Source organism: Telluria mixta (genome assembly GCF_029223865.1).
In the GTDB taxonomy this organism is placed as follows: Bacteria; Pseudomonadota; Gammaproteobacteria; order Burkholderiales; family Burkholderiaceae_D; genus Telluria; species Telluria mixta.
The window spans coordinates 6,732,523-6,747,454 of record NZ_CP119520.1 but is presented as its reverse complement, the minus strand read 5'-3'; the positions used below and the strand labels follow the sequence as shown (position 1 = coordinate 6,747,454).

Sequence of the window (14,932 nt, the reverse complement as noted above, 5' to 3'; positions counted from 1 at the left end):
TCAAGGCAGCGTGATCGTCAGGTTCGCCGCCCGCGGCGCCATCTTGACGACATCGTTGTACGCATTCATGCGCGCCTCGCTCGTGTGCCCGAGCGACGTGCGCAGTCCCACGTAGCCCAGCACGCAGATCAGGCCGAACACCGAATACAGCACCCACAGCGGCAGGTCGCTGCGCAGCTTGTGGCGGATCTGGTCGGGACGTTCCGCGTGCGGCGCGAAGCCGCCGCGCTTGCCCTTCATGTGCGCGATCTCGTCGCCCAGGCGCGACGTCAGGTAGTTCAGCTTTTCCGTCCCCTCGAGAATGTAGCGGCCCTGGAAGCCGAGCAGGAGGCACATGTGGAAGACTTCGAGCGCTTCCACGTGGGCGCTGCCGCGCGCGCGCAACTGTTCCAGGCGTTCGAAGAAGTGTTCGCCCGCGAGCTGGTCGCCGAACAGCTGCAGCTGCAGCGGGCGGCGTTCCCACGCGTCGCGGATCGTGAAGTGCGAGCGCAGGATGATCTCGTCGACCGCGGCGCAGAACGCGTACTTCGCGGCGTCGACGTCGTCCGGCGACGCGTTCTGCTTGCGCGCGTTGCGGCCGAAGTCGTCGAGGAATTGCGTCATCTTGCGCGCGAACGCGGCGTCGTCCTGCGGGCCGTTGCCGTTCTTGAGCATGAACAGGGCGTAGAAGCCGTCGTACATCAGGTCCAGCAGCGTCTGCGGCGCGGCCGGCGCGGACGCCGGGCTGCCGGCGGCCATGAGGGAAGGTGCGGTTGCGGTGGTCATGGTGGGTCTCTAGGGTTCAGGAGGTCACGGCGACGAGGTCGGGCTTGAGGTCCGCCATGCTGCCGGGGACGTAGATCGAGATCGACTGCGCCTGCAGCATGCGCTCGTACATCTGGCCCTTCGCTTCGATCGCGAAGTAGACGGCGTCCGGCCGCACCGGCACGGCGGCCGGCACCTGCGGCGCGTGCACGAGACGCACGCCGGGCATCGCGGACAGCACGAATTTTTCCACGTCGTCCGGCGCGCCGATCTTCAGGCGCAGCGGTACCACGTCCAGCAGTTCGCTGGCCGGCATGTCGCCGGAAACGGCCAGGTAGAACGTCGTCTTGTCGTCGATCTTTTCCGAGTCGAGCATGCCGTGCCAGTACGACGGCTTCACTTCGCGCAGCGCGATGGCGAAGTAGCGCGACGAAATCACGGTGTCGAGCAGTTCGCGGATGATCTGGTGCAGCGTCGCGAACGCGGGGCCGGGGTCCGCGTGCTGGTAGGGCGGCAGGTCGGCCAGCGTCCAGCTCTTCGAAAACGTCATCAGGCTGCCCGCCAGCGACAGCAGTTGTTCGTACAGCCGTTCCGGATGCAGCGACGGATGGTGGAAGTAGTGCGACAACGTCGCGCACGCCGTGCTGGCCGTGTGCAGCAGCCAGAACGACGACATGTCGCCCGAGCGGAATTCGATCACGTGCCGGCTCGGTTCGCGGTGGTGGCCGTACAGCGCGCTCACCTTCGCCTGCAGCGCATCCAGCAGGCGGCGCAGCTGCAGGAACAGCAGCGGCGCGCTCCTGATCGTCAGGCTGGGCGGCACGAACGAGCCATCCAGCTCGAAGCCGCCGGTGGCCGCGCGGCGCAGGCGCAGCACGGGCACGTGCACATAGGCGTCCAGCGGTTCCGCGTCCGACACGAGGCGCACCGTCTTGCGCAGGTAGGTCAGTTGCGCGCTCGCGGCCTGCGTGTACAGGTCCGGCGTGTCGCGGTCCAGCTGGGAAAAGCGTGCGGCGTGCGCGCCGTCGCCGTCTGTCCGCTGGCCGCTGAAGTTGGCGCCGTACGGCTTGAAGCCGGGCAGGGCGGCGTGCCACGTCACGGTCTGCACGGATTGCGGCAGCTGGCTCAGGTCGACGGCGTCCGGCAGTTCATCGCCGCCCGGCGCGGAGTACAGCTCGCCGTCCGGGAACCGCAACGACAGTTCGAGCAGGCGCAGCGCGTCGTTGGCCAGCGCGTCGCGATCGACCTGCACGGCGACGACGCCCCAGGCATACGGGTGCAGCAGGCCCGCCGTGCGGTGCAGCCGCTCCTCGTGGTACTGGTCCTGTTGCTGGAAATGCTGGGGGCGGAGGAACAGTCCCTCGCCCCATAAGATTTTGCCGCTCATGCGTTGGTTATCCCTTGGCGCTGCTGAAAATGAAAATGGCAGAAGAGTAACATTTCTTATGGAAATGGAGCGCACGATTATGACACAAATTTTCCGTGTGATAATTTGTGATATTTCTTTGGCATAACGTGAAATGCCGTCGGGTTACAAGCGAAATCATAGGGAAATAGTGGGAATTGGTGAGCATTTCACTACTCAGAGACCCGCGTACGATTGTAAATAAAATTGAGGTTGATCAATAAAACAATTCTGATACTATAAAAAAAGTTTTACAAAGTTAATACCAAGGCATCACTTAGTTCACCCTTTTGCGAGGACCCGCATGACCCCTGCATTTCCCGTTGGCCGCTTGAGCCGTTTCGTTGGCGCCGCCGCCTGCGCCATCCTTTTGTCCGCCTGCGCGACGACGAAACCCGAGTTGGCCGAAAAGCCGCCGGTGCCCACGATGGACGAGCTGCTCGCCAAGGCCAACGAGGCCAGCACCGCCGGCCGCAAGGAAGACGCGGTCACGCTGTGGAAGGAGGCGGCCGCCGCCTACCCGTCCGACAAGGCACCGTGGTCCAGCATCGCCCAGGCCCGCTACGACGCCGGCCAGTACGGCGACGCGATCGTCAGCGCCCAGGAAGTGCTGGTGCGCGACCCGAACGACCGCCTGGCCAACAGCATCATCGCGATCAGCGGCCTGCGCCTGTCGACGCGCGCCCTGGCCGACCTGAGCCGCCAGAACAACTTGTCCGGCTCGATCAAGACGGAGTCGCAGGACCTGGCCAAGCTGCTGCGCGAGAGCCTCGGCGAGCAGATCCTCGTGCCGCCGCCCGTGCAGGCCACGCCGCCGGCAAAAGCCGTCGCGAAGGGCCGCATCAAACCGAAGGCGAAGCAGGCCGTCGCCGCCGGCGCGTCCGGTGCCGATCCGTTCGGCGCACTGAAATAACACGTCCGCAACAAACCCACAGGGGAATCCCATGTCCAGAAATTCCAGTGTGCAGAAAAAACTGCAGAAAGTCCGCCCGCCGCGCGTGCAAATGACGTACGACGTGGAGATCGGCGACGCGATCGAGAACAAGGAGCTGCCGCTGGTCGTCGGCGTCGTCGGCGATTTCGGCGGGAACTCCGAAGTCCCGCAAAAACGCCTGAAGGAGCGCAGCTTCGTCGGCATCGACCGCGACAACTTCGACGAAGTCATGAAGGGCATCGAGCCCCGCGCCACGTACCGCGTGGACAACGAACTCACGGGCGAGGGCGGCCAGTTCGCCGTCGACCTGACGTTCCGCTCGATGGACGACTTCCGTCCCGAGTCCGTCGTGAACCAGGTCGAGCCGCTGCGCAAGCTGCTCGAGGCGCGCACCAAGCTGGCCGACCTGCGCAACAAGCTGGCCGGTAACGACAAGCTCGAAGACCTGCTCAACGACGTGTTGAACAGTACCGAAACCCTGGCCAAGCTCGGCCAGCCGACGACGAAAGAGTGATCATGTCCGCACTCCAGAACGCGGCCCTCGCGGCCGATACTCCCATCGCACCCGAGGCCGACCTGCTCGACCAGATCGTCGAGCAGAGCAAGGTGGCGAAATCCAGCGCCGAGCATGCGCGCGCCCGCGACCTGATCGCGGAACTGGTCAACCAGGTCATGGACGGCACGGTCGTCGTGTCCGACAACCTGGCCGCCACCATCGACGCCCGCGTGGCGGAGCTGGACCGCCTGATCTCGGCCCAGCTGTCGGCCGTGATGCACGCACCGGAATTCCAGAAGCTGGAGTCCAGCTGGACGGGCCTGAACTACCTCGTCAACAACACGGCGACGGGCCCGAACCTGAAGGTCAAGATGCTCAACGCGACCAAGCGCGAACTGGTGAAGGACTTCCAGAGCGCCATCGAGTTCGACCAGAGCACCATGTTCCGCAAGGTCTACGAAGAAGAATTCGGCACCTTCGGCGGCGCGCCGTTCGGGGCGCTGCTGGGCGACTTCGAGATCACGCGCCAGCCGGAAGACATGTATTTCATCGAGCAGATGTCGCACGTGGCGGCAGCCGCGCACGCGCCGTTCATCACGGCCGCGTCGCCCGAGCTGTTCGGCCTCGAAAGCTATTCGGATCTCGGCAAGCCGCGCGACCTGTCGAAGATCTTCGACACCGTCGAATACGCGAAATGGAAGGCGTTCCGCGAATCGGAAGACGCGCGCTACGTGGGCCTCACCTTGCCGCGCTTCCTCGGCCGCCTGCCGTACAACCCGGCCGACGGCGCCACCACCGAAGGCTTCAACTACGTCGAGGACGTGGACGGCACCGACCACCACAAATACCTGTGGTGCAACGCGGCCTATGCGTTCGGCACCAAGCTGACGGGCGCGTTCGAGGACTACGGCTGGTGCGCGGCGATCCGCGGCGTGGAAGGCGGCGGCCTGGTGGAAAACCTGCCGACCCACACGTTCAAGACGGATGAAGGCGAGATCGCGCTGAAATGCCCGACGGAGATCGCCATCACCGACCGCCGCGAAAAGGAGCTGTCGGACCTCGGCTTCATCTCGCTCGTGCACTGCAAGAACACGGACTACGCGGCCTTCTTCGGCGCGCAGTCGGCGCAGAAGGCGCGCAAGTACGCCAGCGACGCGGCCAACGCGAACGCCGTGCTGTCCGCCCAGCTGCAGTACATCTTCGCCGTCTCGCGCATCGCCCACTACATGAAGGCCATGATGCGCGACAAGATCGGCAGCTTCGCCGCCGCGTCCAACGTCGAGGACTTCCTGAACCGCTGGCTCACGCAGTACGTCCTGCTGGACGACAACGCGAGCCAGGAGCAGAAGGCGCAGTTCCCGCTGCGCGAAGCGAGCGTGCAGGTGCAGGAAGTGCCGGGCCGTCCGGGTGTGTACCGGGCCGTCTCGTTCCTGCGTCCGCACTTCCAGCTCGACGAACTGTCCGTGTCGCTGCGCCTCGTCGCGGAGCTGCCCGCATCGGCCACCTGATTCACTTTGTAGTCCCCCCCGTATCAACTGAACTGAAAGGAAGAACACAACATGGCAATCGACGTCTACCTGCAAATCGACGGCATCAAAGGCGAGTCCGCCGACAACGCACACAAGGACTGGATCGAAGTGAAGAGCGTCCAGTGGGAAGTCCTGCAACCGAAATCGGCCACCGCGTCGACCGGCGGCGGCCACACCGCCGAGCGCACCGAGCACAAGGACATCGTCGTCTCGAAGCTGGCCGACCTGGCCACCCCGATCCTGCTGCAGACCTGCTCCTCGGGCAAGACCATCCCGAAGGCGAAGTTCGAGTTCCTGCGCGCCGACGGCCAGGGCGAGCGCGTCAAGTACTTCGAGATCGAACTGGAAAACGTCCTGATCTCCAGCGTCTCGCCGTCCGTCGAGCAGGGCAACATCCTGACCGAAGACGTGTCGATCAAGTACTCCAAGGTGAAATGGAAGTACACCCAGCAGAAGGTCAACGGCGGCACGGGCGGTAACACGTCGGGCGGCTGGGACCTGTCGGCCAACAAGATCGCGGCCTGATAGCGCGCCGGCACGATGTCCGCCAAAGGATTCATGCCGGGCCTGTTCGATCGTCTGATCGACCGGCCGGGCCAGCCCCAGACGGGCACCGTGCCGCGCGTCTCGCTCGAGGAAATGAAGGATTCGGTGGCGCGCGACCTGGAGGCGCTGCTGAATACCCGTGCCGTGATGCCGGAAGAGGCATTCCGGCGCTTTCCCGAATGCGCGCGTTCCATCGTCGCGTACGGCCTGCACGATTTCGCGGGCCTGTCGCTGTCGAGCACCGACGACCGCGCCTTCATCTGCAGAAGTCTGGAAGCGGCCATCGCGCGCCACGAACCGCGCCTGCGCAATGTGCAGGCCCGCCTCGAACTGCGCGACGATGCCGTCAACCGCCTGAATTTTTCGATCACCGCGCTGATGGTCGTGAGCGCGGCGCACGAGCCGGTCAACTTCGACGCCGTGCTGCAGCCCTCCAGCCAGCATTACACCATCAGCAAGGCCCGCCGTCCGGCGGCGCCGGGAGCCTGAGTTGGACCAGTTATTACCGTATTACGAGCAGGAGCTCGGTTTCCTGCGCCGCCATTCGCGCGAATTCTCCGAGCGCTACCCCAGGATCGCCGGCAAGCTGCTCATCGGCGGCGAAGTGTGCGAAGACCCGCACATCGAACGCATGATCGAATCGTTCGCGCTGCTGAACTCCCGCATCGCCAAGCGCCTGGACGACGACTACCCCGAATTCACCGAGGCGCTGCTCGACGTCCTGTACCCGCACTACCTGCGCCCGTTCCCGTCCTGCTCGATCGCGCGCATGGACTTCGGCGGCGCCGCCGCGCAGCCCGGCGCCGCCGGCGAGATCCCGCGCGGCACGCAGCTCGCCACGCGCCCCGTGCGCGGCGCGCCGTGCACCTTCCGCACCGCGTACCCCGTGACCGTGGCGCCGCTGGACCTGGCGCGCGCCCGCTTCGACGCCATCCTCGACGCGCCCGACGCCGTGCGTCCGCCGCCGCAGGCGACGTCAAAGCTGTCGATCACGCTGGCCGCCACCGGCGCGAATCCGATCGCGGGCCTGAAGCTCGCGAGCCTGCGCGTGTTCATCGACGGCGAGCCGTCGTTCTGCGCCGCGCTGCGCGACGCGCTGTTCATGCGCGGCGTGTGTGCCTATGCGGAAGCCGACGGCAATGGCCGCTGGGTGCCGCTGTCGAAGATTCCGCTGCAACCGGCCGGCTTCGGCGAGGACGAAGCGCTGATCGATTTCCCGGCCCGCTCGCACACGGCCTACCGCCTGCTCACCGAATACTTCTGCTTCCCGGAGAAGTTCAACTTCTTCGACATCGACCTGGCCGCATTGACCGCCGTGCTGCCGGCGGGGACGCGCACCATCACCTTGCACCTGGCCTTGTCCGGCCTGCGCGCCGACTCGAACGCCGCGCGCATGCTGGGCACCCTGTCGGCGACGAACCTGCTGCTGGGCTGCACACCTGTGGTGAACCTGTTCCGCCAGCGCGGCGAGCCGATCCGCCTGACGCACACGACGGCCAGCTATCCGGTGCTGGCGGACGCGCGCCGCGCCTTCGCGTTCGAGGTGCAATCCATCGACAGCGTGCGCCTCGTGCGCCAGACGCCGCAGGGCGAATCCATCGTGGAATTCCGGCCGTTCTATTCGCTGCGCCACGGCCAGATGCCCGACAAGAGCGGTCATTACTGGATCATGCGGCGCGACCCGCTGCTGGCCGAACGCAGCCCGGGCTACGAGACGCAGATCTCCCTCGTCGACATCGATTTCGACCCGGCCGAGGTGGAGACAGACACGCTCAGCATCGAGCTCACGTGCACCAACCGCGACCTGCCGGCCCTGTTGTCGTATGGGGTGCGCGGCGGCGACCTGTTCATCGAGGGGGGATCGACGGTGCAGTCGATCAGCTTCCTGCGCAAGCCCACGCCGTCGTACCGCTTCGAGCGCGGGCGCGGCGCCCACTGGCGCCTGATCTCGCACCTGTCGCTGAATCATTTGTCGCTGTCGGGCGGCGGCATCGCCGCGTTCCGCGAGATGCTGACCCTGTACGACCTGCCGCGCTCACCCTCGACGCAGCGCCAGATCGGCGGCATCCTCGCCGTCGAGCACCGGCCCGCGACGGCGTGGCTGCCGGGGAACCCGTTCGCGTGCATGGTGCGCGGCATCGAGGTGCGGCTGACGATCGACGAAGAGGCGTTCGTCGGCAGCGGCGTCGACGCCTTCGCCCACATCGTCGAGCGCTTCCTCGGCCTGTACGTGCACGCCAACAGCTTCACGCAACTGGTGATCATTTCGAACAAGACCGGAGGAGAGCTGCTGCGATGCACGCCACGAAGCGGCGATTTGAGCCTGCTGTAATCGAGCGGCTGTTCGCGCAGCCGTACCGCTTCCAGTATTTCCAGGCCGTGCGCATGATCGAGCTGTGGCTGCGCCGGCGCGGCATGGCGGAAGAGGGCGCGCTCGCGAACTTCCTGCGCTTTACCAATTCGACCTCGCTCGCCTTCCCGGCCAGCGAGATCGAGTCGCTGCAGCCGGAACCGCGCGCCGTCGCGCCGACGAGCGCCGCGCTGGCCGCCGCGCTGCAGTCGCAGGAGCTGAAGTACGTGCGCCTGACGCCCACGTTCATGGGCCTTCTGGGTTCAAGTGGCGCCTTGCCCGCCCACTACACGGAACGGGTGGCCGCGCAGCAGATCGCCGAACGGGACGACAGCGCGCGCGCCTTCCTCGACACGTTCTCGACCCGCACGCTGGCCCTGTTCTACGAAGCGTGGCGCAAGTACCGGCTCGAGCTGAAATACGGCGGCCGCCAGGACGGCTTCCTGCCACTGCTGCTGTCGCTGGCAGGCATGGGCCACACGGCGCTGCGGCGGCGCCTGTCCGACCATGGCGACGGCGTGCTGGACGAAACCGTCGCGTACTTCGCCACCGCGATGCGCCAGCGGCCCGCGTCCAGCGTGCAGATCGCGCGCGTGCTGTCCGAGTATTTCGGACAACAAGTGCGCGCCGAACAGTTCATCGGCCGCTGGTACGACGTGCCCGCCGCGCAGCAGACGGCGCTCGGCCTTGGCAACGCCATGCTGGGCGGCGGCGCCATGGCCGGCACGCGCGTGTGGCAGCGCGACCTGCGCCTGCGCCTCGTCATCGGCCCGCTGGATCTCGCTTCCTACGAATCCTTCCTGCCGGGCGGCCGCGCGGCGCGCGCGCTGGGCAATATGGTGACCATGTTCACGGGCTGTCGCTCGAATACGAAGTGCAGCTCGTGCTGCGTGCGGACGAGGTGCGGGGCAGCACGCTGACCGGCACGCGGACGGCAGGCGGCCGCCTGGGCTGGGACGGCTTCCTCGTCGACGGCCCGCAAAAACAACACCGCGCCGACGTGCGCTACGAAATCCACGCCAACTGAAAGAGGACACTCGATGAGCATCAACCTGAAAACCCTGATCGGCAAACTGGACGACACGTGCCGTGCGGCCGCCACGCGCGCGGCGGGCCTGTGCGTGTCGCTGGGGCAGTACGAGGTCGACATCGAGCACCTGCTGCTGGCGCTGCTCGAACAGCCGGCCTGCGACGTGGCCGTCATCGCGCGCCGCTGCGGCGTGTCGATCGAGCGGCTGGAAGCGGACCTGCAGGCGGAAGTGGCGGGCTTCAAGAGCGGCAACTCGCGCACGCCCGTGTTCTCGGAGCGCCTGCCGAAACTGTTCGAGCATGCCTGGCTCATCGCGTCGCTCGACCTGCGCGCGGGCCAGCAGGCCGGCATCCGCAGCGGCCACCTGCTGCAGGCGCTGCTCAGTTCTCCCGAGCTGTCGCAACTGGCGCACCGCGTGTCGCCGCAGTTCGCGGAATTCGACCTGGACCGCATCAAGCACCATTTCGACGACGTCACGGCGGGCTCCGACGAAGCCCCGGCCATCGCGGCGGCACCGGTACAGGCCGAGGGCGCGGATCCTGTGGGCGAGCTGCAGCGCCAGGGACCGTCGAAGACGCCCGCGCTGGACCAGTTCACGACGAACCTCACGCAGCGCGCACGCGACGGCAAGGTCGACCCGGTGATCGGCCGCGACGCGGAAATCCGCCAGCTCGTCGACATCCTCATGCGCCGCCGCCAGAACAACCCGATCCTGACGGGCGAGGCGGGCGTCGGCAAGACGGCCGTCGTCGAAGGCCTCGCGCTGCGCGTCGCGACGGGCGACGTGCCCGAGGTGCTCCGCGGCGTGGAAATCCACGTGCTGGACCTGGGCCTGCTGCAGGCCGGCGCCAGCGTCAAGGGAGAATTCGAGAACCGCCTCAAGAACACCATCGACGAGGTCAAAAAGAGCCCGCACCCCATCATCCTGTTCATCGACGAGGCGCACACGATGATCGGCGCGGGCGGCCAGGCGGGCCAGAACGACGCGGCGAACCTGCTGAAACCCGCGCTGGCGCGGGGCGAGCTGCGCACGATCGCGGCGACGACGTGGAGCGAGTACAAAAAATACTTCGAGAAGGACCCCGCGCTGGCGCGGCGCTTCCAGGTCGTGAAGGTCGAGGAGCCGAGCGAGGAACTCGCGTGCGCGATGCTGCGCGGGATGGCGCCGCTGATGGAAAAGCATTTCAACGTCCGCATCCACGACGAGGCCATCACGGAAGCCGTGCGCCTGTCGCACCGCTACATCAGCGGTCGCCAGCTGCCGGACAAGGCGATCGGCGTGCTGGACACCGCATGCGCGAAAGTGGCGCTCGGCCGCGACGCGGCGCCGGCCCGCATCGAAGATCTCACGCGCCGGCTGGAGCGCCTCGATGCCGAACGCGCGGCGCTGGAGCGCGAGCAGGCGGCGGGCGAGGGCGCGCACGATGCGCGGCTGGGCGAACTGTCGGCCGCGCGCGGTGCCGCCGAAGACGAACTGGCCACGTTGCGCGCGCGCTGGGAACGCGAGCGCGATCTCGTGACCCGCATCCGCGAAGCCGCCGACGCGCGCGGCCTGCGCGACGAACTGAAGGCCGTGCAGGGCGAGGCGCCGCTCGTGCCGCTGCAGGTGGATGGCCACGTGGTCGCCGGCATCGTCGCCGGCTGGACCGGCATCCCGCTCGGCAAGATGGTCAAGGACGAGATCCGTACCGTGCTGAATTTGCAGGACCTGCTGGAGGAACGCGTGCTGGGCCAGTCGCACGCGATCGACGCGGTCGCGCAACGTGTGCGCACGGCGCGCGCGAACCTCGACGATCCGAACAAGCCGAAAGGCGTGTTCCTGTTCGTGGGCCCGTCCGGCGTCGGCAAGACGGAGACGGCGCTGGCGTTGGCCGACGTGCTGTACGGCGGCGAACGCAAACTCGTCACCATCAACATGAGCGAATACCAGGAAGCGCATAGCGTCTCCGGCCTGAAAGGCTCGCCGCCGGGCTATGTGGGCTATGGCGAAGGCGGCGTGCTGACGGAAGCGGTGCGCCGCAACCCGTACAGCGTAGTGCTGCTCGACGAAGTGGAAAAGGCCCACCCGGACGTGCTCGAACTGTTCTTCCAGGTGTTCGACAAGGGTGTGCTGGACGACGCGGAAGGCCGCGAAGTCGACTTCCGCAACACGATCATCATCCTCACGTCGAACGTCGCGTCGAGCACGCTGATGCAGGCCTGCCTGAACAAGGATCCGGAGGAGGTGCCGTCGGCCGAGGAGCTGGAAGCGCTGATCCGTCCGGCGCTCGTCAAGCAGTTCAAGCCGGCGTTCCTGGGCCGCCTGAAGGTCGTGCCGTTCTATCCGATCCCGGACGACGTGCTGGCCGGGATCATCGAACTGAAGCTCGGACGCATCGGCCAGCGCGTGGCCGCGAACCACAAGGCGACGTTCGCGTACGGCGAGTCGCTCGTGGATGCCGTGCTGGCCCGCTGCACGGAAGTCGATTCCGGCGCGCGCAACGTCGACAACATCCTCAACGGCACCTTGCTGCCGCAGATCGCCGAGGCCGTGCTGGCACGCATGGCAGAGGGGGCCGCGATCGAGCGGATCGAGGTCGGGGCGGACGGGAACGGCGATTTCACGTACGCGATCGTGTAGGCCGAGTCGGTCGATATCGATAACAAACAGGCCGTGGGCGGCGCGGGTGCGCGCCGATCCACGCCGCATGGTTTTCCGGCTGTGTTAGCGATAACGCCCGTCTCCACCGTATCTTCCTCGCATCGCTGGTAAAAATCATAACGCCGAATGGTTGCTTTTATTACTCGGCGAACTCCTATAATCCATTCGCATTGTTATCGATATCTAAAACGGTGACCGGCTGCATGGCACGCCGTAAAACCAGCGAAACAATAAGACGACAAGTCCATTCGGATTACTTGGAGGAGAAGAAGATGCACCAGAAATACTACACCGTCCCGCGCATGACCCTCGTCGCACTGGCCCTGTCCCAGGCCTTTGCGTCGCAAGCAATGGCACAGGTGGCGCCGGTCGAAGCCAACACCGTCATCGTCAAGGGCATCCGCGCCAGCGCGGAATCGTCCCTGTCGATCAAGAAGAACGCGATGGAAGTCGTCGACTCCATCACTGCCGACGACATCGGCAAGCTGCCCGATCCTAACGTAGCGGAAACGCTCACACGCCTGCCGGGCGTGCAGGGTTACCGCTACGGCGGCGAAGGCGCCTCGCCGGGCGGCAACGGCTCCGGCCTGACCATCCGCGGCCTGTCGAACCAGACGGCGTCGCAAGTCAACGGCCGCGCCTATTTCACCGCCGGCTCGCGCGAATTCAACATCGAAGACGCGGTTCCGGCCATGGTCGCCGGCATCGACGTCTACAAGAACCCTTCCGCCGAACACGTCGAAGGCGCCATCGGCGGCCTGATCAACCTGCGCACCCGCAATCCGAGCGATTTCAAGGAATTCACTGCCGTGGTGAACGGCAGTATGCGCTACAACGATCTCGTCCGGAAGAAAGAACCTGAAGTAAGCGGCCTGCTCGCCAACCGCTTCGATCTCGGCGGCGGTTCGCGCATCGGCGTGATGGCCGCCTTCGCCTACCAGAAGACCACCAGCCGTAACGACGCTGCCGGCACCAATGGCGGTATGAATTACCGGCGCATGGTCCGTGGCGACAGCGCCGAGTACGCGAACCTGGCGGCCGCGAACACGGGCAATAACGTGGCCCAGCCCATGTCGAAGTATGTCGGCCGCAGCGACATCACTTACCTGGCGCCCGTGGATCTGAGACCGGCCTCGGGCACCACCGCTCCCAACGTAGTACCGGACACGTCCAAGCTGACGCCCGCAGAGGCCGCCAACATCATCTCCGCCAACACCCTCGGTCCCTGGCCCAGTGTGGAAAGCATCGCGCGCACGCGCAAGGCCCTGAACCTCGCGGCCGATTATCGCGTCAACAATACCTTGCGCTTCTACACCGAAGGCGCCTACACCTCTTACCTGTACAACCAGAACTATCTTTTTACCCGCATTTTCAACGACTACGGGGGTAACGTCCAGAATCTGACGCTCACGCCGTTCACGATCAACGAGTACATGGTCAACCGCAACGCCAACGGCGGCAGCAACGACCTCGTGACCAGCCAGCGTGCGCTCGGCGGTACCTTCCTGAACCAGCCGATCGGTACGTGGGGCGGCGATGAGCACAGCCTGTACACGACCTGGAACGTGGCCACGGGCGTCGAGTGGAGCCCGACCCCCGCACTGTCGCTCAAGGGCGATATCAACTACATCAGGGCGGACCGTATCAAGGATAACCGCCGTGTCGAGATGGGCAACGCACCCGGCCAGTACTTTGACATTACTCGCGTCAACCAGAACTGGAACGACGGTCACTACACCGATATTCACGGCAACGATTGGTCCGATCCAGCCAAATTCGTCTTCCAGAAATACAGCGGCGACGGCTACCAGGAATTCCACGACAATGGCGCCGCAACCGCGCTCAGCGGCATCTATACGTTCGAAGACGGCTTCTTCAGCAGGTTGAAGTTCGGCACGCGCTTTGCGCATCAGACCAACCGGTACTTCGACAAGAATCCCTACAACGGGGGCAAGTGGTTGACGACGGACGGCAAGCCGCTCGCCGCCGATTACTCGAACGCGATTTCCGCCGCGTCCAAGCCGGGTGTGCTGGGACAGGCGCCGACGAACATGCTGGGCAACCAGAACGGCTATACGGGGGGCTTTGTCGTGTACAACCCGGACGCGCTGCTGGGCAACCAGGTTGCCGCACAATTCCCGCAAGCGAATATCATCCCCGAGGGCAGCTACCCCGAATATCAGCTGGGCCGCCGTTATCTCAACGAGAATACGCTGGCCGGTTACGTCTCCACCGACTTCGCGGCGTTCGACGATCGCCTCAAGGGTAACGTCGGCGTACGCGTCGTCCGCACCAAGTCCCAGGCGACCGCGCGCGTCCTCTCCGACCCGGCCCAGGCGACGTCCCCGCTGATCGACAATACGAAGACGACGACCTACACGAATGTCCTGCCGGCGTTGAACTTCACCTACGACATCGCGAAGGACTTCCTGGCCCGCTTCGGCTACGGCCGTGGCTTGACCCGTCCCAATCTGGACCTGCTGAATCCGAACTACTCGTACAACTTCGGAAACGGCACCGTCAACGTGGGCAATCCGGACCTGAGCCCGCAGAAAGCCGACAGTGTCGACCTCTCGCTCGAGCGCTATTTCAGCCCGACGAACTATGTGGCGCTCGGCCTGTTCAACAAGGACATCAGCGGCTTCTTCAGCCAACTCTCGAGCTGCGGGATGCCGCAGAATGCGGTGTCCTACACGGGGCCCAGCAACGGCTGCTCGAATGGCCAGTGGATGGTCTCGAAGAACGTCAATGCCGCGAACGGCTATGCGCGCGGCGTGGAATTGTCCGGGCAGTGGTTCTTCAACGACAAGGATAGCTGGCTGAAGAACTTCGGTGTCGCAGGCTCCTATACGTATGTCGATACGTCCGCTCCGCTGAATATCGGCACGAACTCGGCGCCCATCTTCATCGATGCGCAGCAGAACTTCGTGTCCAAGAACAGCTACAGCCTCACCAGCATGTACGAGGACAGCAAGCTGTCGGCCCGCCTCGTGTACACCTGGCGTTCGTCCCAGAACCGGGGTTACAACGGACTCATTCCGTTGTTCAGCACTTACATCGGGTCCTACGGTCTGCTCGACGGATCGATCAACTACGCGATCGACGAGCACCTGACCCTGTCCTTCAATGCGTCGAACATCACGAACACGGCGCCCAACCGCTACGCTGGCGAAGTGCAAACCATGGAAACGGGCCGCGAGTACTCGCACATGGACAACGGCCGCTCGTTCAGCCTCGGCCTGCGTTACAAGTTCTGA

10 protein-coding genes and 1 pseudogene are annotated in these 14,932 nt (G+C 65.3%); 9 read left to right on the top strand and 2 right to left on the bottom strand.

Going from position 1 to position 14,932, the window contains the following annotated elements:
• Together icmH and tssK are read right to left on the bottom strand one after the other, a co-directional pair.
• A complete protein-coding gene (icmH, locus tag P0M04_RS29695; protein ID WP_259450145.1) occupies nucleotides 1–765 on the bottom strand; it encodes a type IVB secretion system protein IcmH/DotU in 765 nt (254 codons plus the stop codon).
• A gap of 16 nt (nucleotides 766–781) precedes the next feature.
• On the bottom strand, nucleotides 782–2,131 hold the full coding sequence (gene tssK / locus P0M04_RS29690; RefSeq protein WP_259450144.1) for a type VI secretion system baseplate subunit TssK: 1,350 nt from the start codon (nucleotides 2,129–2,131) through the stop codon (nucleotides 782–784).
• A gap of 322 nt (nucleotides 2,132–2,453) precedes the next feature.
• Between tssK and P0M04_RS29685 the strand changes: the two genes are divergently transcribed.
• The 9 genes and pseudogenes from P0M04_RS29685 to P0M04_RS29645 all read left to right on the top strand — a co-directional run bounded on the left by P0M04_RS29685 (nucleotide 2,454) and on the right by P0M04_RS29645 (nucleotide 14,932).
• The gene (locus P0M04_RS29685; protein ID WP_259450143.1) at nucleotides 2,454–3,062 is read left to right on the top strand and encodes an outer membrane protein assembly factor BamD; all 609 of its coding nucleotides are present in this window, start codon (nucleotides 2,454–2,456) and stop codon (nucleotides 3,060–3,062) included.
• A gap of 31 nt (nucleotides 3,063–3,093) precedes the next feature.
• Nucleotides 3,094–3,597 carry a type VI secretion system contractile sheath small subunit gene (gene tssB / locus P0M04_RS29680; protein WP_259450142.1) on the top strand — a complete coding sequence of 168 codons (504 nt, stop codon included), beginning with the start codon at nucleotides 3,094–3,096 and terminating at the stop codon, nucleotides 3,595–3,597.
• A gap of 2 nt (nucleotides 3,598–3,599) precedes the next feature.
• Nucleotides 3,600–5,087, top strand: a complete 1,488-nt coding sequence (tssC, locus tag P0M04_RS29675) for a type VI secretion system contractile sheath large subunit (RefSeq protein ID WP_259450141.1) — start codon at nucleotides 3,600–3,602, stop codon at nucleotides 5,085–5,087.
• A 51-nt stretch (nucleotides 5,088–5,138) separates the two neighbouring features.
• Nucleotides 5,139–5,633 (top strand): Hcp family type VI secretion system effector, encoded by a 495-nt coding sequence (locus P0M04_RS29670; protein WP_105377364.1) that lies wholly within the window; start codon nucleotides 5,139–5,141, stop codon nucleotides 5,631–5,633.
• A gap of 15 nt (nucleotides 5,634–5,648) precedes the next feature.
• Nucleotides 5,649–6,143: a type VI secretion system baseplate subunit TssE gene (gene tssE, locus P0M04_RS29665; RefSeq protein WP_259450140.1), complete on the top strand. Its 495-nt coding sequence runs from the start codon at nucleotides 5,649–5,651 to the stop codon at nucleotides 6,141–6,143.
• Nucleotide 6,144: 1 nt separating this feature from the next.
• A complete protein-coding gene (gene tssF / locus P0M04_RS29660) occupies nucleotides 6,145–7,986 on the top strand; it encodes a type VI secretion system baseplate subunit TssF (protein ID WP_259450139.1) in 1,842 nt (613 codons plus the stop codon).
• Nucleotides 7,950–9,031 (top strand): annotated as a pseudogene (tssG, locus tag P0M04_RS29655) (type VI secretion system baseplate subunit TssG). Before tssF ends, tssG begins: the two are co-directional and overlap by 37 nt.
• Before the next feature lie 13 nt (nucleotides 9,032–9,044).
• The gene (gene tssH, locus P0M04_RS29650; RefSeq protein ID WP_259450137.1) at nucleotides 9,045–11,654 is read left to right on the top strand and encodes a type VI secretion system ATPase TssH; all 2,610 of its coding nucleotides are present in this window, start codon (nucleotides 9,045–9,047) and stop codon (nucleotides 11,652–11,654) included.
• A gap of 293 nt (nucleotides 11,655–11,947) precedes the next feature.
• Nucleotides 11,948–14,932, top strand: coding sequence for a TonB-dependent receptor (locus P0M04_RS29645; protein ID WP_259450136.1), 2,985 nt, complete (start codon nucleotides 11,948–11,950; stop codon nucleotides 14,930–14,932).

Coding starts and splice junctions, on each gene's coding strand:
- icmH (WP_259450145.1), bottom strand. CDS start 765: ATGACCACCGCAACCGCACCTTCCCTCATGGCCGCCGGCAGCCCGGCG.
- tssK (WP_259450144.1), bottom strand. CDS start 2,131: ATGAGCGGCAAAATCTTATGGGGCGAGGGACTGTTCCTCCGCCCCCAG.
- P0M04_RS29685 (WP_259450143.1), top strand. CDS start 2,454: ATGACCCCTGCATTTCCCGTTGGCCGCTTGAGCCGTTTCGTTGGCGCC.
- tssB (WP_259450142.1), top strand. CDS start 3,094: ATGTCCAGAAATTCCAGTGTGCAGAAAAAACTGCAGAAAGTCCGCCCG.
- tssC (WP_259450141.1), top strand. CDS start 3,600: ATGTCCGCACTCCAGAACGCGGCCCTCGCGGCCGATACTCCCATCGCA.
- P0M04_RS29670 (WP_105377364.1), top strand. CDS start 5,139: ATGGCAATCGACGTCTACCTGCAAATCGACGGCATCAAAGGCGAGTCC.
- tssE (WP_259450140.1), top strand. CDS start 5,649: ATGTCCGCCAAAGGATTCATGCCGGGCCTGTTCGATCGTCTGATCGAC.
- tssH (WP_259450137.1), top strand. CDS start 9,045: ATGAGCATCAACCTGAAAACCCTGATCGGCAAACTGGACGACACGTGC.
- P0M04_RS29645 (WP_259450136.1), top strand. CDS start 11,948: ATGCACCAGAAATACTACACCGTCCCGCGCATGACCCTCGTCGCACTG.